The organism is Nonomuraea dietziae, assembly GCF_014195505.1.
GTDB classification, from domain to species: Bacteria; Actinomycetota; Actinomycetes; order Streptosporangiales; family Streptosporangiaceae; genus Nonomuraea; species Nonomuraea roseola.
In genome coordinates this window covers 5,227,422-5,248,923 of the sequence record NZ_JACIBV010000001.1, presented here as the reverse complement: position 1 = coordinate 5,248,923, position 21,502 = coordinate 5,227,422, and the positions used below count along the sequence as shown (strand labels likewise).

Sequence of the window (21,502 nt, the reverse complement as noted above, 5' to 3'; positions counted from 1 at the left end):
TCCAGACTGCCAGGCTCGCAAGGGTACTTTCGCAGGCGAGGCGCTGGAGGATCTGTGGATCTGAAGTTGGATCACCACCAGGACGATCGACTCACCATCGTTGAGGTCGAGGGTGAGATTGATGTCTACACCGCGCCTAGGTTGCGTGAGCTTCTGATCGACCTGGTCAACAAGGGTAGCTACCACCTTCTCGTCAACATGGAGAAGGTCGACTTCCTCGACTCGACCGGTCTGGGCGTACTGGTCGGCGGGCTCAAGAGAGTCCGCGCGCACGACGGCTCTCTCGAGCTGGTGTGCACGCAGGAGCGCATTCTGAAGATCTTCCGGATCACCGGACTGACCAAGGTCTTCGGGATCTACGCTTCGGTCGACGAGGCCAAGGAAGCTCACGGCCGAGACAAGTAGTCATGGCTACCGTCGAGCTGACGTTCAGCGCTCTCCCTGCGCACGTGCGCACGGCGCGGCTGGTCGCCACGGCGATCGCGCGGCGCACCGGCGTGGAGGAGTCGCTCCTGGACGAGGTCAGGCTCGCAGTCGGTGAGGCTTGCTCCCGGGCGGTCGAGGCGCATCGCGCCCACTGCCCGGGAGAGCCGATCCGCATCGAGCTCAAGGACGATTCGGGGCGGTTCGAGGTCACGGTCAGCGACCTGGCTCCGAGTGACGAGATCAAACAGGAACAGCCCCTCGATCTGGGGGCGCTGTCCGACTCCTTCATGTCGGGCTTCGGAATAGCGGTGATCGCCGGCCTGGCCGACGACGTCGAGGTGTTCCCCAGCCCCAAGGGCATGCGCATCCGCATGAGCTGGCCGGCCGCTCCCAACGGCCACGTCATCTAGCCGCTCCCGCGGGTCCACCCACCATCACGTACGGCAAGCGCACCCGGCCCCACCCGATGCGCTGGGCCGGCGTCCCTCCAGGGAGACGCCCCTCCAGCGCGCGGGGCCGGGCGCCGTCACGCGCGAGACGATTGGATCGATCCGGAGTTTCGGTCCATCAATAAATCGCGCAAGCGATGCCCGAAACTTAGGGGAAATACTTCCCTGTCAATACCAAATCGGCCCACTGTCAGGGACTTAGTGGACACGCCGATAATTGCCCACCCTCAGAGCCTTCATATCCGCGGAACCCCTGCGTAGACTCCCGGCACCGGCCAAGGTGATCCGGCACAACAGCGGGACTCAACCGGAAGCGGCAGCCCATAACCCGGACGCCGCTGGCACCGCCCGCCGAACATCGCAGCGCCGTCCGGGCAGGACGTACCCGTCTTGCCGAGGAGAACGGATGTCTAGGCTCTATCTGGCCGCCGAGCCAGCCTCTGCGCTGTCCCTGAGCGGAAGCAATCTCACCATCGTGGTCGTGGTCGCGGCCGTGGCCCTCATCGCGCTGGCCGTGGCCGGTGGTCTCGTGCGCGAGGTCCTTGCCGCCGACCAGGGCACCGAACGCATGCAGAACATCGCGCGCGCTGTACAGGAAGGCGCGGCGGCTTATCTCACCCGTCAATTCAGGACTCTCGCGATATTCGTGATCCTGATCCCGATCGTGCTGTGGTTCCTTCCGGGAACGACCGATGTGAAGATCGGGCGTTCTCTCTTCTTCGTCGTCGGCGCGGGATTCTCGGCGCTGACCGGTTTCATGGGCATGTGGCTTGCCGTACGCGGAAATGTCCGCGTGGCCGCCGCGGCCCGCACATCAGGTGAGAAGAAGGCGATGCGCATCGCCTTCCGCACCGGTGGTGTGGCAGGCATGTTCACCGTCGGCCTCGGCCTGCTGGGCGCGGCGGTCGTCGTCCTGCTCTACCAGGGCGACGCGCCGGGCGTGCTCGAGGGCTTCGGCTTCGGCGCGGCTCTGCTCGCGATGTTCATGCGAGTGGGCGGCGGCATCTTCACCAAGGCCGCCGACGTCGGCGCCGACCTGGTCGGAAAGGTCGAGCAGGGCATCCCGGAGGATGACCCGCGCAACCCCGCCACCATCGCCGACAACGTGGGCGACAACGTCGGCGACTGCGCCGGCATGGCGGCCGACCTGTTCGAGTCCTACGCGGTCATGCTGGTGGCCAGCCTCATCCTGGGCAAGGTCGCCTTCGGCGAGCAGGGGCTCATCTTCCCGCTCATCGTCCCCATGATCGGTGTCCTCACCGCCATCATCGGCATCTTCATCACCGGCCTGCGCGACAAGGACCGCAACGGCATGGCGGCCATCAACCGCAGCTTCTTCATCTCGGCCGCGATCTCCGCGGTCCTGGTGGCGGGCGCGGCGTTCTGGTACCTGCCCGCCACCTTCGGCGAGCTGTCGGGCGCGGTCGTGCAGTCCGACGCCAACCCGCGGGTCATCGCGATCGGGGCGGTGCTGATCGGGCTGGTGCTGGCCAGCGCGATCCAGATCCTCACCGGCTACTTCACCGAGACCACCAGGCGCCCGGTGAAGGAGATCGGCGAGAGCTCTCTCACCGGCCCGGCGACCGTCATCCTGGCCGGCATCAGCGTCGGCCTCGAGTCGGCGGTCTACTCGGCGCTGATCATCGGTGGCGCGGTCTACGGCGCGTTCCTGCTCGGCTTCGGCAACGTGACGATCGCGCTGTTCGCGGTCGCGCTGGCGGGCACCGGCCTGCTGACCACCGTCGGTGTCATCGTCTCCATGGACACCTTCGGCCCGGTCTCCGACAACGCGCAGGGCATCGCGGAGATGTCAGGCGACGTCGACGGCGAGGGCGCCAGGGTTCTGACGAGCCTCGACGCGGTCGGCAACACCACCAAGGCCATCACCAAGGGCATCGCGATCGCCACGGCCGTGCTGGCGGCGACCGCGCTGTTCGGCGCCTTCCGCACCTCGGTCGAAGCCGAACTGGCGGCGGCCAGCCAGTCGGTGAAGGACGCGCTGGGCGCGTTCAGCACCTTCAACCTGGGCGTCGACCAGCCGAACGTGCTCGTCGGCCTGATCATCGGCGCCGCGGTGGTGTTCCTGTTCTCCGGCCTGGCGATCATGGCGGTCGGCAGGGCGGCCATGCGCGTGGTGTTCGAGGTCCGCGACCAGTTCCGCAAGAACCCGGGCATCATGGACGGCACCGTCAAGCCCGAGTACGGCCGCGTGGTCGACATCTGCACCCGCGACTCGCTGCGCGAGCTGGCCACTCCAGGTCTGCTCGCGGTCATGACGCCGATCGCGGTCGGGTTCGCCCTGGGATACGCGCCGCTGGGCGCCTTCCTTGCTGGCGCGATCGCCTGCGGCACCCTGATGGCCGTCTTCCTCGCCAACTCCGGTGGCGCGTGGGACAACGCCAAGAAGCTGGTCGAGGACGGTCACCACGGCGGCAAGGGCTCCGAGGCCCACGCCGCCACGGTCATCGGCGACACCGTGGGTGACCCGTTCAAGGACACCGCCGGTCCTGCCATCAACCCGCTGATCAAGGTGATGAACCTGGTCGCGCTGCTCATCGCGCCCGCCGTGGTGGTCTACGCGAGCAACGCCCCGCTCCGCATCGGCATCACCGCCGTCGCGGTGGGCGTCGTGGTCGTCGCGATCGTCATCTCCAAGCGTCGCTCGGTGAGCATCACGCCCGCCGAGGACAGGGAGCACGCGCCGGTCGCACCCTGACCGGTACCCGCACCACGTGACGGCCCGCGCCACCCGGCGCGGGCCGTTCGCGCGCCCGGACGAGATTTTTCGAAATCGAAGAGCATCTCGACGCGCGGGACCCTGGCCGTAGAAGCGGAGGCCCTTCAAAGCGAAGGATCCTTCGACGTGCGGGGTTCTTCGACGTGCAGGGCCCTCCGGGGCTGTTGGGTGCGCAGGGTCTTCGACGCTGAAGGTCCTTAGAACTCCCAACAGAATGAGGTCGGCCACGTCTGGGAACATGATTGGTTTTGGAGTGGGCTGTCTACCCAAACTGGGGCGACTCCGGAAGTGCCCTATACGATCTTCCAATGCTGACGTGGAAGAACCCGTCAACGGCCCGTGGTTCGTGGGCGTGGTTCGTAGTGGCGATGGGCGCTTCGCTGGTGCCGTGGGCGTTGCTCGCTACGACGGAGGACGAATGGTCCTTCGCTCCCTTGCCTTTGGCAAGGTTCGCCACTTTCTTCCCCGGGGTCTCGAACCGGGAGTTCATAGCTCTGGACGTCTTGGTCATCGGCGTCCTGCCGCTTCTGCTAGGCGTCGCCGCCATGAAAAGATCTCGCAGGTTGATCGGCATCACCAGCGTAATCTGCGGTGTCCTGGCCCTGCTCCATCTGTGGCTCGTGCTGGGAGCGCTGCCGATAACCCTTCCGCCAGCGGACGCCACCGCGGACATGCTCGCCGGCGGCCAACCGGACTACTACTTCGGTACGCTTCCGTACGGAGGGCTCTGGGCTCTGGCTCCCGTCGCCTATGCGATCAGCGTTTTCGCACTCCTTGTCGCCGCCCGACGGAGAGGTCGCGACTCGATGCATCGCCAGGCTTAATCGGGGACGACTCATGGTGGCTGCTCGCTCTTCCTCGCACCGGTTCGACAATCGATCATGTTCTCGGATGCTGCCGACCTCATTCTGTTAAAAGTTTTTAGGCGTGCGGGGTCCTGCGGTGTGCGGGGTTCTTCGATGTGCGGGGTCCTCCGATGCCGGAGGGATTTTGGGTGTGCAGGGTCTTCGACGCGGAGGGTTCTTCGTGTGCAGGGTCCTCCGGTGCGCAGGATCGTTCGAAACGCGGGGTTCTCGAAGAGGGCGGCTTCTCGAAGGCGCCGATGGTGAGGTAGCCGGTTTCGTCGGCAGGGACGGTCCCTCAGGAAGTCGGTCCCCGGGAAGCCGGGCCTGGTGGACCTCGCGCGGTGGTGGTCCCGGATGGGGCTCAGGGTGGGCGTGTTCGTCGGGAAGGCCGGGAGGGGTCTCTCAGGGGCCGGCTGGGTGTCGGCTGTCGGAAACGTCGCCCGTGAAGGAGCCCGGTGGGTCCTGATGGGAGACTGGACGGCATGGGAGAGCAGCCTCAAAACTCCGGCGCCAAGACGCTGGTGATCATCTTGGTGGCCATGCTGGCGATCCTCGGGCTGATCGCCGGACTGGCCATCTGGGCGTCGAGCGGAGGCTGAGCGATGCGCACGCTGATCGTGCTGCGGCACGCCAAAGCCGCCCACGTCCCCGGCCTCGCCGACAAGGAGCGTCCCCTCACCGACAGGGGAGAGCGTGACGCCGTCCGCGTGGGCGAGGAGATCAAGGCGCTCGGGCTCGCCCCCGAGCTGGTCCTGTGCTCGCCGGCGCGACGCACCACCAGGACGGCCGAGCTGGCCTTCCCCACCGTGGAGACCAGCTACGAGCGCGACATCTACGAGGCCTACCCCGAAGAGCTCTACGAGCTGGTCCGCAGGCTCGACCCCGACGTGGAGACGCTGGTGCTGTGCGGGCACAACCCGGGTGTGCAGGAGCTGGCGCTCAGCCTGGTGGGCGGCGAGCTGTCCTTTCGCCCTGGCGCGTTCGCGGTGGTGGAGGTCGACGCTCCTTGGGTAGACCTCTGGCCAGGGGAAGGACGCCTGGTCACGCACTGGGATCCCAAAGGAGCGTAGGAGCTCGGGCGGAGAGAGCGAGGGTCGAAGCCGACGTAGCCGGAGCGGGCGCGGGCGTGGGAGCCGCGCGTGGGGGCTCGGGCGGAGAGAGCGAGGGTCGAAGCCGACGTAGCCGGAGCGGACGCGGGCGTGGGAACCGCGCGTAGGAGCTCCGGCGGGCGCGGCCATCGGCACGGTATGGAGCAGCTGAACCGGGGGGATTCAGATGCGGGGGGCTTTCGCCGCGCTGCGCGACGGCTTCTCGCTGCCGGCCAGGCCGCCGTGGTCCTACGGCGTGCTGTGCGGCACGGCGGTGGCGCTCCCGCTCGGGCTCGGCGCGCTGGCAGGAGCTCCGCACGTGGGCGCGATCGTCGCCCTGGGCGCCTACTACACGGCGTTCGGCGACACGTACGGCCAGCCGTACGGAGAGCGGGCCAAGACGCTGTTCCGCGCCGTCCCGCTGGTGATGCTGGGCTTCTGGGTGGGCGCGGTGCTGGCGCTGAGCCCGTGGGTCGCGGTGGCGGGCATCGGGCTCGTCGCGGCCATGGGCGCGCAGTGGAAGGTGATCGGGACCCCGCCGGTGCTCGCCGCGATCTCGGGGTTCTACGCGGGGCTGCCGCCCGGGCTCGGGCCCGCGCTGCAGATGGGGCTCGGCGGGGTGCTGTTCTGCGCGCTGGCCCTCGCGCTGTGGCCGTTGCGCCGGCTCCACCCGCTCAAGCGGGCGCTGTCGCAGGCCGCGGCGGCCATGGCCGACATGCTGGACGGCCTCGCCGTACCGGAGGAGGAGTGGACGGAACTGCGCGAGGAGGGGTCACGGGCGCTCGAAGCGGCGACCACCGCCATCGCGGCCTTCAACAGCTCGGAGGAGAGCGACCGCTCCCCCGACAGGTACGCCGACACGCTGGCCAGGATCTTCCACGAGAGCGTCGCTCTGCGCTCCCTGCGCGCGCAGACGATCGAGGCGGGGGTCGAGCAGCAGGGGCTGGACGAGGCGGTCGGCAAGCTGTCCAGGGCGCTGCGCGAGTCGGCAGAGCAGGAGAGTGTCGTCGCGGTGCCCGGCGCGCTGGCTGCGGTGGCCGACTTCGCCGAGCGCGTGACGGCCTTGCGCGGTCGGGCCTCACCCGTGCAGATGGCGCTGCTCGGACAGGTGCGCAGGTGCATGGACAGGATCGCGGTCGCGGTGCGGTCGGTGGCGCTGCGCTCGTCCGAGGGGGTGCGGGTGCCTGCCAGGCTGCCGCAGCTGACCTGGCGGACGCCCTCGTTCGAGGGCGGGATCGCGCACGCGGCGCGGGTCGGCGTCGCCGTGGCCGTCTCGATGGCGCTGCTGGTCAACGTGCACGACCATTTCGGCAGGTGGATGGTCTTCACGGTGCTCATCGGCCTGCGTCCCACCTACGGCGACACGTTCGACAGAGTAGTGCTCAGGGTGGCGGGCACCATCGTCGGCTCCACGGCGGCCGCGTTCCTGCTGGCCGCGGTGCCGGGACAGGGCACGCTGGTGGCGGTCGTGTGGATCTTCGCGATGCTGGGTTTCGCGCTGCGCGAGGTCAGCTACGCCTACTGGTCCACCTTCGCCACGCCGCTCGCGCTCATGCTGATGGACTTCTCCATCCAGCTGAACTGGAACGCGGCGGGCGCCAGGGTGGCGCTCACCGTGGCGGGCGGTGTGCTCGCGGTGCTGGCCGCGCGGCTGCTGTGGCCGAGGGGCGAGGCGGGCAAGGTGTGCGACCTGGTGGTCGACCTGCTGCGCGAGCACGCGCGTATGGTGCGGACGCTCGTGGACCGTGACCTCGACAGGCTGCCCGACCGCACGGAGGCGGCCGGGCAGGCGGCGGAGAAGCTGTCGGAGTCGCTCGACACGCTGGAGAAGGAGCCCGGGGGTCAGGCGCCCGAGGAGCTGAGGCAGGCCGTCACCGACGCCCGCAGGCTGCGTGACGACACGATCCTGCTGGCGGCCGTCATGCGGGGGGCTCCCGAGGGGACGGACGCGACCGTGGCCATCCTCGACGCCGTGGCCGACAGGATGGAGGCGGTGGCCGAGGCCGTCAGGCAGGACAAGGCGCCGCCGGAGGCCGACGAGCTCGACGCGGGCCTGGCCGACATGGCCAGCCGCGTCGACACGCTCGTCGAGGAGGCCGAAGGCGGGCAGGCGGCCTCGGTCAGGCGCGAGCTGCGGCACGCGGTCGCCGCGCATCCCGCGCTGCGCACGCTGACCGCCGACGCGCTGCGCCTGACCGATGACGTCACGCGATGAAGGAGTCCTCGGCGTCCGCGGCCTCGATCTCGTCTCGGGAGATGCCGAGCAGGTAGAGGATCGAGTCGAGGTAAGGGGTGTTGACGGCGGTGTCGGCGGCCTGCCGTACGACGGGTTTGGCGTTGAAGGCCACGCCCAGGCCCGCGGTGGCGATCATGTCGAGGTCGTTGGCGCCGTCGCCGATGGCGACGGTCTGGCTGATGGGGATGCCCGCCTCGCGGGCGAATCTTTCGAGGGCGCGGGCCTTGCCCGGACGGTCGACGATCTCGCCGACGACCCTGCCGGTCAGCTTGCCGTCGACGACCTCCAGGGTGTTGGCGGCCGAGTAGTCGATGCCGAGGTCGCTCACCAGGGCGTCGGTGATCTGGGTGAAGCCGCCGCTGACGATCGCGAACTTGTAGTCGAGGCGCTTGAGCGTGCGCACCAGCGTGCGGGCGCCGGGGGTGAGCACGACCTCGTCGCGGACCTTCGCGAAGATCTCCTGCGGGAGGCCTTCCAGCAGCTTGACCCTGCGACGCAGCGACTCGGCGAAGTCGAGCTCGCCGCGCATGGCCTCCTCGGTGACCTTGGCCACCTCGTCGAGGCAGCCGGCGTGGGCCGCGAGCAGCTCGATGACCTCGCCCTGGATCAGCGTGGAGTCGACGTCCATGACGATCAGGCGCTTGGCCCTGCGCGACAGGCCGGTGCGCTGCACGGCCACGTCGACCTGCTGGGCGGCGGCCTCGGCGGCCAGCTCCACCCTCAGCGCGTCGGGGTCCGCGCCGGAGACCGACAGCTCGATGCAGGTCACGGGCCACTGGGCGATGCGGTCGATGCGGTCGATGTTCGCTCCGGCCGCGGCGATGCGCCCGGCGATCCCGCCGATCGCGGCGGGCGACAGGGCGGTGCCCAGCACGCTCACGGACAGGCGGCCGCGGCGGCGCTTCTCCTTGGTCATGGAGCCGGTGGCGAGGTCGACCTCCATGCCGAGGTCTTCGGCCACCCGCTCGACGGCGGTCCACAGGGCGCCGATCGTGCCTCCGGTGCCCGTGGAGGGGCCTCCGGTGTAGGCGACGAGGACGCCGAGCGTGAGGCGGCCGCGGATGACGACCTGCTCGATGTCGGCCACGGTCACGGGGAAGGTCGCCAGCACGGAGAAGAGCCGCGAGGTGACGCCAGGGCGGTCAGGCCCGGTGAAGGTGATCAGGAGCGTGCGCTGGTCCACACCGGTCACGCTACTGGCACCGGCACGGTGGTCGGCGTCGAGGTTCACCATTCGGACGACTGACCTTGGGCGTGTGGCCATCATGGGCTGCCTTCATAGGACCATGCACCGCTACACCGTGGGACTGGCCCGCACGCCCGCCGATCTGCAGGCCGCGCAGCGCCTGCGCTACCGCGTGTTCGCCGAGGAGCTCGGCGCGCGGCTCGACTCGCCCGTCACAGGACTCGACGCCGACTCCTTCGACGCCTACTGCGACCACCTGCTCGTCCGCGCGGGTGATGAGGTGGTCGGCACCTACCGGCTGCTGCCCCCAGGGCGCAAGGACCGGCTCTACTCCGACACCGAGTTCGACGCCTCGGCGCTGGATCCCCTCCGCTCCGATCTCGTCGAGGTGGGCAGGTCGTGCGTGCATCCCGACCACCGCAGGGGCGCGGTCATCGGGCTGATGTGGGCGGGCATCGCCAGGTACATGAGCGAGGGCGGGTACGGCTGGCTGGCGGGCTGCTGCTCGGTGCCCCTGGCCGACGCCGCGCACATCGTGGAGCGGGTGCCGTTCGGGCCGGCGGAGTACCGCGTCAAGCCGCTGGCCCCGTGGGTGGACGTGGAACCGGACCCCTCCCACGCTTTCGTGATGCCGCCGCTGTTGCGCGGCTACCTCAGGCTGGGCGCGTGGATCTGCGGCGAGCCCGCCCACGACGCGGCTTTCGGCTGCGCCGACTTCCTGGTGCTGCTGTCGATGGCCCAGGTCGACCGGCGCTACCTGCGTCACTTCCTCGGGGCGTCCGCATGAGCCCGTGGTTCCCCTCCTCGCCCTGCACCACCGCCAGGTGCGTGGACGTGCCCATGCGCGCGGCGGGCCCGCTCCGCAGGGCGCTGCGGGCGCTGGCCGCCGTGCTGGTGGTGCTGGCGGGCGTCCTCGTGGCCCGTCTGACCTGGGGTACGGCGCGGCGGCGCGTCACGGCGCTGTGGTCCAGGGCGCTGCTCAGGGCGCTCGGGGTCAGGGTGGAGGTGCGGCAGGGGTTCGCGTTCTTCGCGGGCGCCGCGGGCGCCGCCTCTTCGGGAGCCCCCGGTCCCGAAGCGCCTGAGCCCGAGGCGCGGCTGGTCGTCGCCAACCACATCTCCTGGCTCGACCCGCTGGTGGTCGCCGCCACGATGCCGTGCAGGCTGGTGGCCAAGCGCGAGGTCGGTTCCTGGCCGGTCGTGCGCGGCCTGGCCTGCGGAGCCGGGGCGCTTCCCATCGCCCGTGACTCGCTGCACGGGCTGCCAGGCGCGGTGGCGAGCATCGCCGACGTCCTGCGGTCGGGTGAGAGCGTCGCCGCCTTCCCCGAGGGCACGACCTGGTGCGGCCGCGGCAGCGGGACCTTCAAGCCCGCCGTGTTCCAGGCCGCGCTGGACGCGGGCGCGCGCGTCACTCCGGTCGCCCTGGTCTACAGGGAGTCCTCGGGACCCCGCACCACCGCCCCCGCGTACGTCGGGGACGACACGCTCGTGGCGTCCCTTCTCAGGGTGATCGCGGTGCGGCGGCTGGTGGTCGAGGTCACCGTGCTGCCGCCGGTCACCGCCTCGAGCCGCAGGGAGCTCGCCGACCTGGCCGAGGCGGCGGTCGCCTCCGCCACCGGCCGTCTTCCCGCGCTCCGCCCGGCCCTCGCCGCCTCCGCGTGAACAGGGGGCGAGACGGCGAAACGCCCGCTCTCGTCACCGCGAGAGCGGGCGCCTCAAGAAGTCCGCGTCAGCGGACGACCTTCGTGGAGGCCTGCTTGACGAAGCCGAAGCCGGGGACGCCGAGCCTGTCGAGCTCCTCCTTGCTGAGGTTCTCCATGCCGGTCTGGACGTTGTAGGACACGACGCCGAGGATGGCCTTCTGCGTTCCCTTGGCGCTCTTGGTCAGCCGCGCGTCGAAGACCATGGCGACGGACTCGCCCTTCTTCACCGTGGCGGGCAGCACGCAGAACAGGTCACGCTTGATCAGCTCGCACTGGGTGCCTTCGACGCTGGTCCTGTAGCTGATCTTCTTCAGGTCGACGCCCTTGGGGAAGAGCCCGCCGACGAACCAGGTGCCTCCGGTCGCCTCGTGGGGGCCGGTGTTGACCGCCGTGATCGAGTAGCGCACCTTGCCGCCGGCCTTGGCCTTCTTGGTGGCGGTGAGCTTGACGTCGAAGACGGAGAAGGGGTCTTCGGCGCTCTTCACGGCCGCCGCGGCGACCGGCGCGGCCGGTGCGGCGGAGACCGGGGCGGCACTGAAGACCAGGGCGCCCGCCACCGGGGCAGCGAGCATGAAAGAAGCGATGCGGCGCATTCACGTCTCCGATGAGGAAGGGGAGCGAGGATGCCCAAAGTAATGAGCCCCCGTTTTAAGACCGGAGCTTTTTATCACGTTTGACCAGCAAAGATCTACCTTTTATTGGAAATGAGGAGATGCGAGTCACCGAATTCATGCCATAGGTAGCCCTCTCGCAACGCCGCGTCATAGGACCTGGCCACCGTTCGCTCGCCCGCGATGGCCGTGAGCATCATCAGGTGGCTGGAGCGCGGCTCGTGCAGTCCCGTGATGATCCCGGTGACCGTCTTCACCCCGAGCGCGGGCGTCACGATGTGCGTGGTCCAGCCCGAGGCCGCACGTACCTGGCCCTCGGCGTCCACCGCCGTCTCCAGTGCGCGGACGACGGTCGTGCCCGAGGCGACGACCCTGCCGCCCTCCGAGCGGGTGAGGTTGACCAGCCGGGCGGTCGCCTCGGGGACGGCGAAGCGCTCCGCGTAGGGAGGCTCGTCCTTCTCGGGGGAGGCGACCCCTGTGTGCAGGGTGATCGGCGCGATCCTGATGCCGCGGGAGACCAGCTCGGTCACCAGCGAGGCGGTGAAGGGCCGTCCCGCGCTCGGCATCTCCGCGCTGCCGCGCACCGTGGCGAACACCGTCTGGTAGTCGGCCAGCGGCCAGTCACGGTCGACGTAGGGGTAGCGGATCGGCACGCCGTACCTCATCAGGTAGCTCTCCACGTCGCGGTCGAGAGAGGCTCGCCACAGACGCGGCGTCTCCCTCGACAGCAGCCGCAGCGTCGCGCCTCCCGGCAGGGGCAGCCACTCGCCCTCGGCGCCGCCCGCGTACGGCTCCAGCGTCGGACGGCGCAGCTCCACCAGCCAGGTGCCGTCCTCGCGGGCGGTGGAGAAGTGGACCGACAGCCTGTCGAGCCTGACGGCGGCGGGCAGAGTGGCGGAGTTGTTGACCACGATCAGGTCGCCGGGGGACAGCAGCGAGGGCAGGTCGGCGAAGGTGCGGTGGGAGTCGCTCTCGGCGTCGGACACCAGCAGCCGTACGGCGTCGCGGGCCACGCCCCTCGCCTCGGGTGGCTCGTGCGCCGAGAGCGAGTCCGGCAGCACGAACGTGCTCACGCTCATTGCAGGCTCACCCGCCCGCTCGCGGGGCGGCTCCTGATGAGGTCGTGCAGTGCGGTGGCGACGGCGGCGGGGTCGGTCGCCTCAGCGGCCTCGGCGGCGCCTACCGCGTCGGCGAGCATGCGGGTGTTCATCTCGCCCGGATCGACCCACCAGACCGCCACGTCGGGCTCCTCGACGGCCAGGACCTTCGACAGCTGGTCCAGGGCGGCCTTCGTCGCGCCGTACCCTCCCCAGCCCTCGTAGGCGCCGGTGGCGGCGTCCGAGGTGATGTTGACCACCGCCCCTCGGCGGCGGCGGAGCGCGGGCAGGGTCTCCTGCGTCAGCCCGAGCGGCGCGGTCACGTTGGTCGCGAGCAGGGCGGCGAAGGTGTCGAGCGGGTAGTCGGCCAGCGGCGGCAGCGGGGTGGCGCCCAGGTCGCTGGCGTTGTTGACCAGCAGGTCCAGCTCGGGCGCCGCGCGGGCCAGCCTGGCCCGGTGCGCGGGGTCCGCCACGTCACCCGCGATGGCCGTGGCGCCGAGTTCGGCCGCGGCCTTCTCCAGCTCGTCGGCGCCCCTGGCCGTCAGGACGAGCTCCCAGCCCGCGCCTGACAGTGATCGGGCCAATGCCAGGCCCAGTCCACGGGATGCGCCGGTGATGAGTGCGGTGTTCGTCATGCCTCGACGGTAGAAAGGGCGGCGCCTCGTGCCATCGGGCCGGCGACCGAGGCCGTGGTGGGCACTTCGGCCTAGGACCGTAGGCTGAGGCTCGTGAGCCCCGAATCCGACATCCTGCGCGCGGTGAGTTCGGCCGTCCTGGCCGTCACGCGTCACCTGTCGGTGCGCGAGGTCCTGCAGGTCATCGTCCGCTCGGCCCAGCAGCTGCTCAACGCCAGATACGCGGCGCTCGGCGTGCCCGACGAGGACGGCTCGTTCGGCGAGTTCGTCGCCGAGGGCATCACCGACAAGCAGTGGGACGCCATCGGGCCGCTGCCCCGCCAGCATGGCATGCTCGGCGCGATGCTCCGCGAGGGCGTCCCCGTCCGCCTGCCCGACCTGCCGAAGGACCCCCGCTTCGAGTACTGGCCGAAGGCGCACCCCGTCATGCACGACTTCCTCGGCGTGCCCATCCTCGACGGCGAGCAGGTGCTCGGCATCATCTTCCTGGCCAACAAGAAGGTGCCTGGCGGGTTCACCGAGGAGGACGAGAAGCTGCTGACGATGTTCGCCGCGCACGCCGCGCTCGCGCTGACCAACGCCCGCCTCTACGAGAGGGGGCGCGAGCTGGCCATGCTCGAGGAGCGCAACAGGATGGCGCGCGAGCTGCACGACGCCGTCACCCAGAAGCTGTTCTCGCTGCGGCTGACCGCGCAGGCCGCCAACTCGCTGCTGCAGGTGGACCCCGCCAGGGCCGCCGTCGAGCTCGAACGCGTGCAGCGCCTGGCCGGGGAGGCGCTGGCCGAGCTGCGCGCGGTGATCGTGGAGCTCCGTCCCGCCGAGCTCGACAGGCACGGGCTGGCCGAGACGCTCCGCAAGCACGTGCGGCTGCTCGACAGGCTGCAGCCGTGCGAGGTGGTCTTCGAGGGCGACGAGCTGCCGGCCGTACCCTCCGAGGTGGAGGTCGCGGTCCTGCGGGTGGCGCAGGAGGCGCTGCACAACGCGCTGCGCCACTCCGACGCGGAGCGCGTCTCGGTGCGGCTCACGCACACGTCGGGCAAGCTGGTGCTCGTGGTGCGCGACGAAGGCGTCGGTTTCGACGACGCGGGGCAGGGGCGGGGGCTCGGGCTGGTGTCGATGGCCGACCGCGCCGAGACGGTCGGCGGCGCGGTGACCGTCTCCTCCGAGCCGGGCAAGGGGACGACGGTGCGCATGGAGGTGGGCGTGTGATCCAGGTGCTGATCGCCGACGATCACCCGGTCGTACGGCAGGGTTTGCGGACCTTCCTCGACCTGCAGGACGACATCACGGTCGTCGGCGAGGCCGGGGACGGCGCGGAGGCGGTCGCGCTGGTGGAGAAGCTGCGACCCGACGTGTTGCTGCTCGACCTCAAGATGCCGGTGCTCGACGGGCTCGGCGCGCTGGAGCGGCTGAACGGCGGCCCGACCAGGGTGCTGGTGCTGACCTCGGTGAGCGACAGGTCCGACGTGGGGCCGGCGATGCGGGCAGGCGCCGCGGGCTTCCTCTACAAGGACGTCGACCCCAACGCGCTGGTGCAGGCGGTGCGTGCGGTGCACGGCGGGCAGGTACTGCTGGCGCAGGAGGCGGCCTCGGCGATGCTGACCGCCGAGGCCCCGCCGGTGCCGCTGACGGACAGGGAGCGGGAGGTGCTGAGGCTGATCGCGGCGGGGCGGTCGAACAAGGAGATCGCCAGGGACCTCTCCGTGGCGGAGAAGACCGTGAAGACCCACGTGTCGAACGTGCTGATGAAGCTGGGCGTCCAGGACCGCACCCAGGCCGCCCTCTACGCGGTCCGCCACGGCCTGGGCTGAGCCCGTCCTCCGGGGTCGCCCCGCCCCGCGGGCACGGCCGCGCGGACCGGAGGGAGCCGTCAGCCGGTCGCGGGGCGGCGGGCGTACACCTCGATCTCGATCTTCATGCGGGGGTCGGCCAGGCCGCACACGAGCATCGTGGCGGCCGGACGGATCTCGCCGAAGCGGCGGCGCAGGACAGGCCAGCACGGCTCGAAGTCCGCCCTGTCAGGCAGCAGGTACCGCACCCTCACGACGTCGGCGAACGAGCTGCCCGCCTCCGCCAGGGCCGCGCCGATGGTGCGCAGGCACTGCTCGGCCTGCTCGACCACGTCGTCGGAGATCGTCATCGTCGCGTAGTCGAAGCCGGTGGTTCCCGACACGTGGACCCAGTCACCGTCCACGACCGCCCTGGCGTAGCCGATCTCCTCCTCGAAGGTGGAGCCGCTCAGGATCGCACGTCGCTCTGTCATGAGGCGAAGCTAGACGGCCTGTGGTTATACGTCTAATACACAATTCCGTATGGCGTGATATCTCTAGGCGTATGGATCGGCCCGAACTCGCACTCCAACAGCTGTACGCCTTCGCCGTCCTGGCAGAGGAGCTGCACTTCGGAAGGGCCGCCGAACGGCTGGGCATCGCCCAGCCTCCGCTCAGCCAGCAGATCAGGCGGCTGGAGCAGAAGGTCGGGCACGCCCTGTTCGACCGGGGATCGGGCGGCGTCGTCCTGACGCCCGCGGGGCAGGAGCTCCTGCCCGCCGCCCTGCACGCGCTGGACGAGGTCGCGGGCGGGCTGCGAGCGGCACGGCGCATCGGCGACGGGCTGGCAGGTCGCATCAGGATCGGGTTCGCGGCCTCGCTCGCGCTGACCGTCCTGCCTGGGATCCTGCGGGCCTACCGCGAGCGCCATCCCGAGGTGGAGATGGAGATCCGCGAGATGACGACGGCGCCGCAGGTGGTCGCGCTGCGCGAGCGCGCGATAGACGTGGGGCTCCTGCGGGAGCCGCCGGGCGAACAGGGCCTGGTGATGGAGCCGATCCTGGCCGAGCGGTTCGTCGCCGTGCTGCCTGCCGGTCATCGGCTCGCGGCTCAGCGCGTCGTGCCCGTCGCCGCGCTGGCGGAGGAGCCGTTCGTGCTGCTGCCCCGCGCCGCGGGGCCGACCGTCCACGATCGCATCATGGAGGTGTGCCGCGAGGCGGGGTTCGAGCCGCGCGTCGGCCAGCACGCGGTGGAGTGGCAGACGGTCTCGGCGCTCGTCGAGGCAGGGCTCGGCGTCTCCCTCGCTCCCGCGAGCATTCGCAGGATCAGGCTCAGCGGCGTGGTCCACCGCAGGATCGACCCGGACACCGCGCGCACCGCCGTCGCGATGTGCTGGCGTGAGGGCGAGGGGAACCCGCTGGTCACCCGCTTTCTCGAAGCCGCACGCGGCGAAGCCCGCAGGTGAGAGGCTGTACCCACCTCAGCCCCGCACCGGGTGGTGCCGGGGCTGAGGGTCAGGCGGTGCCGATCAGGTGTCCTTCTTCTCGTTCCGCTCGACGTAGGTGTTCGACGGCGGGTTCCACTTGGGCTGCGGAGGGGGCGGCGGGGGCGTGTAGGTGCTGCCCGTACGGCGCTTCTGCGGCCAGACGATCTTCGTCGCGGTGTTCTTCATGAACAGGTGGCCCTTGAGCCCGAGGCGGCCGAGCTCCTCCTGGTCGAGGTTCTCCGCACCGGTGGGCAGGTCGTAGGCGACCACACCGACCTTGGCCTTGGCCAGGCCCTTGGTGTTCTTCTTCAGCGTCAGCTGGAAGTTCAGCCAGGTGGTGCCGCCGACGGGCACCTGGTACCTCGGCATGCACAGGAAGATCTGGCCCTGCCACACGCACTTGGTGCCCTTGGGTCCGCCCCACTTCAGCGTCGGCACGACGCCCTTGGGCAGGAAGCCGCCCACCCCGAAGTAATCGGCGTCATAGGGCCCGAGATTCTTGGCCTTGATGTAATACGTGATCTTGCCGCCGCGCTTGGTGGCCTTCGTGTACTTGACGCTCACCTTGAACTTGGAGAACGGGTCCTTCGTGGCGGCGGCCACCACGGGGCTGGTCGTCGCGGGTGCGACCGCCGCCACGGCCGGCGCTGCGGCGGCCAGCGGGACCAGTGGTGTGATCAGGCCAAGGCCCAAGAACATGCCGAACTGTCGGCGCATGGTGCGGCTCCCCCTAACGGAACTGGAAATCCCCCATTCTCTAGTCGATTATGCCTAGGGTAAAGATTCCGCAAAGAGTGATGATCTATCGTGATATCGCGTTGCTTGCGTGCCTTGCGCTGGGCCGGTCACTCTTGCGGCGGGGGAATCGCACGAGGGGGAGACTGCAGGTGCCGGACAAGCACCCGTTACAGCCCGGGGACCCGGCTGAGCTGGGCCAGTACCGGTTGCTCGGACGGCTGGGCAAAGGCGCGCAGGGGATCGTCTACAAGGCCCAGGGCCCTGACGGGGAACTGGTCGCGATCAAGCTGCTGAACACCAGGCTGGACAGGCCGGGCATCGACGCCGAACGCTTCATGCGGGAGGTGGCGGCCGCACGGCGGGTCGCGCAGTTCTGCACCGCGCAGGTGCTCGGCGCCAACATGGACGGCGAGCTGCCGTACATCGTCAGCGAGCTGGTCGAGGGCGTCTCGCTCCAGCGCGTGGTGCAGACCGACGGCCCCCGCTCGGGCGGGGCCCTCTACCGGCTGGCCGTGGGCACGGTCACCGCACTGGCCGCCATCCACCGCGCCGGCATCGTGCACCGCGACTTCAAGCCGAGCAACGTGCTGCTGGGCCCCGACGGCCCCCGCGTGATCGACTTCGGCATCGCCAGGGCGCTCGACTCCTCGATGACGCTCAGCAGCGGAGTCGTGGGGACACCCGCCTACATGTCGCCCGAGCAGATCTCGGGCGAGCGCGTCGGCCCCGCGAGCGACCTGTTCAGCTGGGCGCTGACCATGACGTTCGCGGCCACAGGGGCGCCCGCGTTCGGCCAGGACAGCCTCCCCGCGGTCATCTACAGGGTCATCAACGACGAACCCGACCTGTCGGCCTTCCCCGACAGCCTGCGGCCGCTCGTGCAGGCCTGCCTGAGCAAGCGGGCAGAGGAGCGGCCCTCGGCGGCCGAGGCGCTGTTCTCGCTGCTGGAGAACCAGGGCGCGGTGGCCGAGCTCGACGCCGAGGTGGCGATGAGCACGGGCTCGCAGGTGGCGTCGGTCGACGAGCGGCCGCCGGGCGTGCTCGACTCGCTGCCGGACGGCTGGGCCGACCCCGCCGACTCCGGCCAGAACCGCTGGGCAGGACCCTCCTCGCCGCCCCACCCGAACCCCGGCAGGTCGAACCCGGGGGGATGGGCGAGTCCTTCGGAGTCGCAGCCGAGCGGGTGGGTCAGCCCCTCGGGGATGCCCGCGAACGCCTACATCCCGCCGCAGGCCCCCGCGCAGCCGTACCGGTCGCCGCAGGGCCACGTGCCGCCTCACCAGCCGTCTCCGCAGTCTCAGCCCTCCCAGTCGCCACTCCCGCACGCCTCGGCCCCGCACGCCTCGGCCCCGCACGGCCCGGGCGCGCAGGGGGCCGTGCCCCTGGGGGCGGCGCCTCTCCCGTCCGCCTCCCCTGACGGGGCGGGGCGGTCCGACGCGGGTGTGGGCCGTCCGTACGGCGGGCAGGGCCAGTACCCGCTGGGCGCCTACCCGCCCCCGAGGGCGCCGCGCGACAACGACAACGACGCGTTCTTCAGGGAGACCAGGCCCGAGGAGAAGCGGGCGGAGGACAAGGCGCGGCGGCGCAGAGCCGGCATGGTCGGCAGCGCGCTGCTGCTGGCCCTGGCCCTCGCGGCGGGTGTGCTGATCTTCGCCCCGAGAGCCTTCGAGGGCGGGCAGGACCCCACGCCGACCACGCTCGCGGGCGACGCCACCTCGCTCTCGCCGACGGCCACGCCCTCGGCCCCCGTCTCCCCGTCAGTCTCGGCCTCTGTCTCCCCCTCGGTCTCCGGCTCGCCACAGCCGAGCGGGTCTCCCTCCCCGACGGTCACGCCGACCGCCCCGCCACAGGAGGCCGTGCTACCGGTCCTGGGCGAGCAGGAAGGCAAGTCGATGGCCGGTCACAGCAAGGCGATCCAGTCGCTGTCCGGGATCAGGATCGGCGGCGCTCAGCGGTTCGTGTCCGGTGGTCAGGACGGCGTGCTGCGGATCTGGGACCCGGTCAAGCGCACCACGGTCGCCAAGCTGCGCGGCCACGACAACGACGTCTACGCGGTCGCCTGCGTGACCGTCGGCAGCACGCCGATGGCCGTGACCGGCGGCTACGACCACACCGTGCGCCTGTGGAACCTGAAGACCCGCAAGGGGACGGTCCTCGGCAGGCACCCGATCGCGGTCTTCGCCGTCGCCGTCGGCAAGGTGGGCGGCAAATACGTCGCGGTGACCGGCGACGGCGACGGCATGCTGCGCTTCTGGGACCTGAAGAAGCGCAGGCAGCTCGGCTCGGTCAAGGCGCACGGCAGGGACATCAACTGGCTGAGCGTCGGCCGCGTCGGCGACCGTCCCGTGGTGGTCTCGGCCAGCGAGGACGAGACGCTTCGAGTGTGGGACCTGTCCAAGCGCAAGGCGTACGGCAAGCCCTACAAGGGGCACAGCAAGGCGGTGTTCTCGGTCGCGGTCGGGCAGGTCGACGGCAAGGCCGTGGTGGCGTCGGGCGGCAAGGACGAGAAGGTCCGTCTCTGGGACCCGAAGACCGGGCGGTCGGTCGGCAAGGCCATGTCGGGGCACACCGGCAACGTCTACTCGCTGTCGTTCGGGTCGGTCGGCGGGAAGGCGGTGCTGGCCTCGGGCAGCACCGACGGCACGATCCGCCTGTGGGACCCCGAGACCAGGAAGGCCCTCGGCGGCAAGGTCAAGGCGCACAAGGGCGGGGTGTACTCGGTCGCCGTCGCCACGGTGGGGGACTCGCCCGCCCTGGTGTCGGCGGGCAAGGACAGGCGCATCAGGATCTGGCGCTTCGACTCGCCCTCGCCGTGACGCGTGCCGCGTCACGGCGCCCGGCCGCGCGCGCTCGAGGAGCGTCTCCCTGGAGGGAGGGCGGCCGGTGACGGGGGTGGGGCCGTGGGGGCCTGCCGTACGGCTCAGCGCGGCTCGAAGATCGCGTGGTGGGCGGAGACCAGCGCGCGGCGGACGGCGGAGTCGAGGGTGCGCAGCGCGACCGACCTGGTCGCGATCTGGCTCGCGGTGAGACCGCGGTCGTCGGCCGCCAGCAGCGCCGCCGACAGCCTGGAGGCCAGCGCCGACACGCGGTGCGCGCGCGCCGGATAGCCGGGAGCCAGCGCGCCGTTCACGCGCTCGAGCCGTCCTGGATGGCCCTGCAGCGGCCCTCCGACCTCGGCCAGCGCCTCGGTGGCCGCCAGCATCGAGGTGGTCAGCTCGCGCTCGGCCTCCGCCAGCGACGGCAGGTCGGCCCTCGGCGGCCCCGACTCGTGCACCGCGAACAGCACCCCCGCGTAGGACGAGCCCCGCACATCGGGGGAGGGCAGCAGCCCGAGAGCCCGATCGCCGAGCACCGCGATCACCGCCTCCCCCGCTTCCAGCGCGGCCGCGTTGAACGCGGGCGGACCCGACAGGCCGAGCGGATCTCCTGGAGCGGGCAGCGCGAGGCGCAACTCGCTGAGCCCGTCGACCCTGAGTTCGGCGAGGTACCTCCGCAGCGGTAGCGACCCCACAAGAGCGGGGCCCGACAGCTTCTCGACCTGGTCGACTGCCTCGTCCAGGCCGACGTGACCTGACAGCCAGGCGTTGCCCCACGCGACGAGCGGCGGTGAGATAGGCGATTCAGCGCGCACCGGTCCACGATATGCGCTCGCCCTGCAATAGGTTTGTCCCGAGCGTTCCATAGGGAGGGATCAGCGATGGGTGGTCAGGTGCTGCGGCTCCAGGACGTCGGCGTCCGGCGTGATGGGGCGGCCCTGATACGCGGCATCGACTGGGAGGTCAACGAGGACGAGCGCTGGGTCGTGATCGGGCCCAACGGCGCGGGAAAGACGACGCTGCTGCAGGTCGCCGCCACGTTGCTGTTCCCCAGCGAGGGCGTGGTCGAGGTGCTCGGCGAACGGATAGGCCAGACCGACGTGTTCGACCTGCGTCCGCGCATCGGCCTGGCCAGCTCGGCGCTGGCCGAGAAGGTGCCGCAGGACGAGAAGGTCATCGACCTGGTGCTGACCGCGTCCTACGCGATCCTCGGCCGCTGGACCGAGGAGTACGACTCCCACGACGTCACCAGGGCGGTCGAGCTGATCGACATGATGGGCGTCGCCCACCTGATCAGGCGGCGCTTCGGCACCCTGTCCGAGGGCGAGCGCAAGCGGGTGCAGATCGCCAGGGCGCTCATGCCCGACCCGGAGCTGCTCCTGCTCGACGAGCCCGCGGCGGGCCTCGACCTCGGCGGGCGGGAAGACCTGGTGCGGCGGCTGTCGACGCTCGCCTACGACCACCGCTCGCCCACCATGGTGCTGGTCACGCACCACGTGGAGGAGGTCCCCAACGGCTTCACCCACGCCCTGCTGCTGCGCCACGGCTCGGCCGTCGCCCAGGGGCCGATCGAGGACGTGATGACGGCTGACAACCTCTCGCGCACGTTCGGGATGCCGCTGCTCCTCGAACGCAACGGTCAGGGACGCTGGTACGCCAGGCCTCAATAGCGATTCACGGCTC

20 protein-coding genes are annotated in these 21,502 nt (G+C 70.6%); 13 read left to right on the top strand and 7 right to left on the bottom strand.

The genetic code is table 11. The features are described from left to right. The first annotated feature begins 54 nt into the window (after window positions 1–54). The 6 genes from FHR33_RS24980 to FHR33_RS24955 all read left to right on the top strand — a co-directional run bounded on the left by FHR33_RS24980 (window position 55) and on the right by FHR33_RS24955 (window position 7,760). Entirely contained in the window at window positions 55–405 is a 351-nt protein-coding gene (locus FHR33_RS24980; RefSeq protein WP_183652283.1) for an STAS domain-containing protein, read from the top strand. Between the two features lie 2 nt (window positions 406–407). Further along, window positions 408–836: an ATP-binding protein gene (locus tag FHR33_RS24975; protein ID WP_183652280.1), complete on the top strand. Its 429-nt coding sequence runs from the start codon at window positions 408–410 to the stop codon at window positions 834–836. 445 nt (window positions 837–1,281) lie between these two features. Beyond that, entirely contained in the window at window positions 1,282–3,591 is a 2,310-nt protein-coding gene (locus FHR33_RS24970; protein ID WP_183652277.1) for a sodium-translocating pyrophosphatase, read from the top strand. 329 nt (window positions 3,592–3,920) lie between these two features. Next, on the top strand, window positions 3,921–4,436 hold the full coding sequence (locus FHR33_RS24965) for a hypothetical protein (protein WP_183652274.1): 516 nt from the start codon (window positions 3,921–3,923) through the stop codon (window positions 4,434–4,436). Between the two features lie 623 nt (window positions 4,437–5,059). Beyond that, entirely contained in the window at window positions 5,060–5,527 is a 468-nt protein-coding gene (locus tag FHR33_RS24960) for a SixA phosphatase family protein (protein WP_221241231.1), read from the top strand. A 205-nt stretch (window positions 5,528–5,732) separates the two neighbouring features. Continuing rightward, a complete protein-coding gene (locus FHR33_RS24955; RefSeq protein ID WP_183652271.1) occupies window positions 5,733–7,760 on the top strand; it encodes an FUSC family protein in 2,028 nt (675 codons plus the stop codon). Here FHR33_RS24955 and serB read toward each other — a convergent pair. Beyond that, a complete protein-coding gene (gene serB / locus FHR33_RS24950) occupies window positions 7,750–8,964 on the bottom strand; it encodes a phosphoserine phosphatase SerB (protein WP_312895712.1) in 1,215 nt (404 codons plus the stop codon). The genes FHR33_RS24955 and serB overlap by 11 nt on opposite strands. 103 nt (window positions 8,965–9,067) lie before the next feature. On the opposite strand from serB, the gene FHR33_RS24945 reads away from it, so the two are divergent. Together FHR33_RS24945 and FHR33_RS24940 are read left to right on the top strand one after the other, a co-directional pair. After that, a complete protein-coding gene (locus FHR33_RS24945) occupies window positions 9,068–9,754 on the top strand; it encodes a GNAT family N-acetyltransferase (protein ID WP_221241230.1) in 687 nt (228 codons plus the stop codon). Then, window positions 9,751–10,626: a lysophospholipid acyltransferase family protein gene (locus FHR33_RS24940; RefSeq protein WP_183652262.1), complete on the top strand. Its 876-nt coding sequence runs from the start codon at window positions 9,751–9,753 to the stop codon at window positions 10,624–10,626. The genes FHR33_RS24945 and FHR33_RS24940 overlap by 4 nt, the downstream gene beginning before the upstream one ends. A gap of 67 nt (window positions 10,627–10,693) precedes the next feature. On the opposite strand, the gene FHR33_RS24935 is transcribed toward FHR33_RS24940, so the two are convergent. From FHR33_RS24935 to FHR33_RS24925, 3 genes are all read right to left on the bottom strand, one after another. After that, window positions 10,694–11,239 carry a DUF11 domain-containing protein gene (locus tag FHR33_RS24935; protein ID WP_183652260.1) on the bottom strand — a complete coding sequence of 182 codons (546 nt, stop codon included), beginning with the start codon at window positions 11,237–11,239 and terminating at the stop codon, window positions 10,694–10,696. Window positions 11,240–11,355: 116 nt separating this feature from the next. After that, on the bottom strand, window positions 11,356–12,357 hold the full coding sequence (locus FHR33_RS24930) for an S-adenosylmethionine:tRNA ribosyltransferase-isomerase (protein WP_183652258.1): 1,002 nt from the start codon (window positions 12,355–12,357) through the stop codon (window positions 11,356–11,358). After that, a complete protein-coding gene (locus FHR33_RS24925; protein ID WP_183652256.1) occupies window positions 12,354–13,010 on the bottom strand; it encodes an SDR family NAD(P)-dependent oxidoreductase in 657 nt (218 codons plus the stop codon). Before FHR33_RS24925 ends, FHR33_RS24930 begins: the two co-directional genes overlap by 4 nt. Before the next feature lie 93 nt (window positions 13,011–13,103). Between FHR33_RS24925 and FHR33_RS24920 the strand changes: the two genes are divergently transcribed. Together FHR33_RS24920 and FHR33_RS24915 are read left to right on the top strand one after the other, a co-directional pair. Continuing rightward, the gene (locus FHR33_RS24920; protein ID WP_312895711.1) at window positions 13,104–14,219 is read left to right on the top strand and encodes a GAF domain-containing sensor histidine kinase; all 1,116 of its coding nucleotides are present in this window, start codon (window positions 13,104–13,106) and stop codon (window positions 14,217–14,219) included. Next, window positions 14,216–14,821 carry a response regulator gene (locus FHR33_RS24915; RefSeq protein ID WP_312895710.1) on the top strand — a complete coding sequence of 202 codons (606 nt, stop codon included), beginning with the start codon at window positions 14,216–14,218 and terminating at the stop codon, window positions 14,819–14,821. The genes FHR33_RS24920 and FHR33_RS24915 overlap by 4 nt, the downstream gene beginning before the upstream one ends. A 59-nt stretch (window positions 14,822–14,880) precedes the next feature. Here FHR33_RS24915 and FHR33_RS24910 read toward each other — a convergent pair whose 3' ends face one another. Then, window positions 14,881–15,273 (bottom strand): RidA family protein, encoded by a 393-nt coding sequence (locus FHR33_RS24910; protein WP_183652254.1) that lies wholly within the window; start codon window positions 15,271–15,273, stop codon window positions 14,881–14,883. Between the two features lie 71 nt (window positions 15,274–15,344). Between FHR33_RS24910 and FHR33_RS24905 the strand changes: the two genes are divergently transcribed. Further along, window positions 15,345–16,244, top strand: coding sequence for a LysR family transcriptional regulator (locus tag FHR33_RS24905; protein ID WP_183652252.1), 900 nt, complete (start codon window positions 15,345–15,347; stop codon window positions 16,242–16,244). Between the two features lie 63 nt (window positions 16,245–16,307). Here the strand turns inward: FHR33_RS24905 and FHR33_RS24900 are convergent, their stop codons facing one another. Further along, window positions 16,308–16,982: a hypothetical protein gene (locus FHR33_RS24900; protein ID WP_183652249.1), complete on the bottom strand. Its 675-nt coding sequence runs from the start codon at window positions 16,980–16,982 to the stop codon at window positions 16,308–16,310. Window positions 16,983–17,152: 170 nt separating this feature from the next. Between FHR33_RS24900 and FHR33_RS24895 the strand changes: the two genes are divergently transcribed. Next, window positions 17,153–19,819, top strand: a complete 2,667-nt coding sequence (locus tag FHR33_RS24895) for a protein kinase domain-containing protein (protein WP_183652246.1) — start codon at window positions 17,153–17,155, stop codon at window positions 19,817–19,819. A 104-nt stretch (window positions 19,820–19,923) separates the two neighbouring features. Here the strand turns inward: FHR33_RS24895 and FHR33_RS24890 are convergent, their stop codons facing one another. Further along, complete coding sequence (locus FHR33_RS24890) at window positions 19,924–20,634, bottom strand: Rv1486c family protein (protein ID WP_183652243.1); 711 nt, start codon at window positions 20,632–20,634, stop codon at window positions 19,924–19,926. A 66-nt stretch (window positions 20,635–20,700) separates the two neighbouring features. On the opposite strand from FHR33_RS24890, the gene FHR33_RS24885 reads away from it, so the two are divergent. Next, window positions 20,701–21,489 carry an ABC transporter ATP-binding protein gene (locus FHR33_RS24885; protein ID WP_183652240.1) on the top strand — a complete coding sequence of 263 codons (789 nt, stop codon included), beginning with the start codon at window positions 20,701–20,703 and terminating at the stop codon, window positions 21,487–21,489. The last annotated feature ends 13 nt before the right edge of the window (window positions 21,490–21,502 follow it).